The sequence below is a fragment of the Kitasatospora sp. NPDC036755 genome (genome assembly GCF_040636595.1).
Taxonomy (GTDB): domain Bacteria; phylum Actinomycetota; class Actinomycetes; order Streptomycetales; family Streptomycetaceae; genus Kitasatospora.
The window spans coordinates 1-3,095 of the sequence record NZ_JBEZUT010000575.1 but is presented as its reverse complement, the minus strand read 5'-3'; the positions used below and the strand labels follow the sequence as shown (position 1 = coordinate 3,095).

At 72.3% G+C, this 3,095-nt stretch carries 1 protein-coding gene and 1 pseudogene; both read left to right on the top strand.

Going from position 1 to position 3,095, the window contains the following annotated elements; all coding sequences use genetic code 11:
* The first annotated feature begins 571 nt into the window (after positions 1-571).
* Positions 572-1,978, top strand: coding sequence for a family 2B encapsulin nanocompartment shell protein (locus AB0E96_RS40075; protein WP_359831635.1), 1,407 nt, complete (start codon positions 572-574; stop codon positions 1,976-1,978).
* An 875-nt stretch (positions 1,979-2,853) separates the two neighbouring features.
* A pseudogene (locus AB0E96_RS40070) lies at positions 2,854-3,095 on the top strand (hypothetical protein); the annotation flags it as partial.

Sequence of the window (3,095 nt, the reverse complement as noted above, 5' to 3'; positions counted from 1 at the left end):
CCGCGGGGCGGCGCCACCCCCCCCGGGGCGCACCCCCCCCCCCCCCCCCCCGTCCCCCGGGGGGGCGCCGGCCCCCCCCGGCCCGCCCCCCGACGGGCCGTTCGCGTTTCGCGTTGACCTTCGCCTTCGTCGTGGGCCGTGGCCGTGGGCCGTGGACCAGGGCCCGCGCGGCGGCGCGCCGTGCAGGCGATCGGAGTGCCGGAACGGTGCGCCGGGTTGACGCCGGTCGGTGGTCCCCGGGCCGTCCGGCAGCACCCCGGGCGGCGAGGGGTGGCCTTTGGGGGCACGGGGACCGCAGGGGCGAACGGATGTTCCCGGAGTTTGTGGGGCCATGGGGGCGGACTGGGCGAGATTCACCCTATCGGGGGGTAGAAGGGCTCTGTGCGAGCTCCGTCGGGCCCTGGTGATCTAGGGTTCCGGGTGGGCCGCCGGGAGACGGTGGCCGCACTTCGCGTTAATCGCCAACGCCCCCACCAGCACACGGATCTGATGATCCGTCGTGGCATGCGCCAGGGCGGGCCGGTGTGCCCCTGGACGTGTGCCCGATCACAGGAAACGGAGAGCCCTGCCGATGACCGTGGACACGAGCCCGGAGGCAGTGCAGGCCAAGCAGCAGAGCCTTGCGACGGCCGCTGCCCGAAACCTTGCCACCACGACCAAGTCCGCACCGCAGATGCAGGAGATCACCTCCCGCTGGCTGCTCAAGGTGCTCCCCTGGGTGCAGGCGGCCGGTGGCGCCTACCGGGTCAACCGTCGGCTCACCTACGCCGTCGGCAACGGCGTGGTCGAGTTCATCAAGACGGGCTCCCAGGTCCGGGTGATCCCGGCGGAGCTGGGCGAGCTGGCCCTGCTGCGCGGCTACGAGGACGAGGACGTCCTCGCCGCGCTGGCCGACCGCTGCCAGCAGCGGGACTTCGGCCCCGGCGAGGTGCTCACCACCCAGGGCGAGGCCGCCGACAAGATCTTCCTGATCGCCCACGGAAAGATCAACCAGATCGGCACCGGCAAGTACGGCGACGACACCGTGGTCGGCGTGGCCGGCGACGGCGACCGCTTCGGTGACGACGCGCTGCTGAACCCCGACGCCGTCTGGGAGTTCACCGCCAAGACGGCCACCGCCGGTGTCGCACTGACGCTGACCCGGGCGGACTTCGCCGCCATCCGGGACAACGCGCCCAGCCTCCAGGAGCACCTCCAGGCCTTCCTGGCCCTGCCGCTCCAGGCGCAGAACGAGCGTGGCGAGGCCGAGATCGCCATGTCGGCCGGCCACCACGGCGAGTACGAACTGCCCGGCGCCTTCGTGGACTACGAGCTCAAGCCCCGCGAGTACGAGCTCAGCGTCGCGCAGACCGTCCTCAAGGTGCACACCCGCGTCGCGGACCTGTACAACCAGCCGATGAACCAGACCGAGCACCAGCTGCGGCTGACGATCGAGGCCCTGCGCGAGCGCCAGGAGCACGAGATCGTCAACAACCCGGAGTTCGGCCTGCTCAACAACGCCGACTTCGACCAGCGGATCCAGACCCACTCCGGCCCGCCCACCCCGGACGACCTGGACGAGCTGCTCAACCGCCGCCGTGACCCCGACTACCTGCTCGCCCACCCGCGGACCATCGCCGCGATCGGCCGGGAGTTCAACGCCCGCGGGCTGTACCCCACCCACGTCGACCTCGGCGGGCAGCAGGTGCCGGCCTGGCGCGGGGTGCCGATCCTGCCGTGCAACAAGATCCCGATCACCAAGGAGAACACGAGCTCGATCCTCGTGATCCGTACCGGTGAGGACAACCAGGGCGTCATCGGCCTGCACCAGACCGGCATCCCGGACGAGTACCAGCCCTCGCTCTCGGTCCGCTTCATGGGCATCGACGAGAAGGCGATCATCTCGTACCTGGTCAGCGCCTACTACTCGGCCGCCATCCTGGTGCCGGACGCGGTCGGTGTGCTGGAGAACGTGGAGATCGCGCACCGCCGCAGCTGAGCGCGCAGAACCCGCGAGCACGGGCCGTAACCGCTCGGCTCGAAGATCGTTTGACCTGATGACGGACGGCCCGCCCCGGCAGGCGGGCCGTCCGCCTGACTGCGTCTGATCACTTCTGGTCGTGCCCGATGGATTTCCTGTCGGGATTGCGACCGTATTCGATCTTTCTCACTCGTTCTGCCCAATCCGTCGCGGCCGGTCGGCCCGAGCCCGTTCCGTCCTCCCCGGACGACCCGAGAGGTGAGTGGAGCCATGCCCCAGCGTCGGCAGATCCGCCGGATACCGCGCGGCGGCGGTGGGGGCACGCCCCCCGGGCGGCGGGTGCGGCTGATCGGCGCGACGGCCGGTGTGGTCGCGATCTGCGCGCTGGTCGGCGGTGCGACCGCCTCCGGTGCCGGGAACTCCGGCGGGTACCCGCACGGCCCGGTGGTGGACACCTGCGTGTGCGAGGAGACCGACGTCTCGATATCGGTACGGCCGGGCGGGCAGGTGACCGTCGGCGTGGACGTGGACGTCCAGGTCGGGGTCAGCGTCGCTCCGGGCTCCGGCCCCGGGCACCACGAACCGAAGCCCCCGCACGGGCACCACCCCTGCCACACGCACAAGCCGGGCCCGAAGCCCACCGTCTCGCACTTACCGTCGCCGTCCCACCCCTCGCCCCACTTTCCCTCGCCGCCCTTCACCTCGCCCTCGCGGCCGGTGGGGCTGCGGAGCGAGAGCGGGCGGCCGGTCGAGGGGCACGGTGGTTCCGGGCAGGCCGGGCCGGGCCATGACGGCAGGGACCAGGACGACGAGTACGGCGACGACGAGTACGGGGATGAGGAGTACAGAGGCCACGGCTGGCACCACCATCACCATCACCACCATCACCACCCGTGCCCGAGTCCGACACCCACCCCGAGCCCCACGCCCACGCCGTCGGCCACGCGGACTCCGACTCCGACGCCCACCCCGACGCCCACTCCTACACCGTCGCCCACCCCCACCGCGTCGCCGAGCCCGAGTCCGAGTCCGAGTCCGAGCCCCACCTCGTCACCGACCACGCCGACCCCGAGCGCGACGCCGGCCCCCAGCCCCTCGCCCGCGCCCCCGGCGCCCCCGGCCTCCCCGGCGCCGC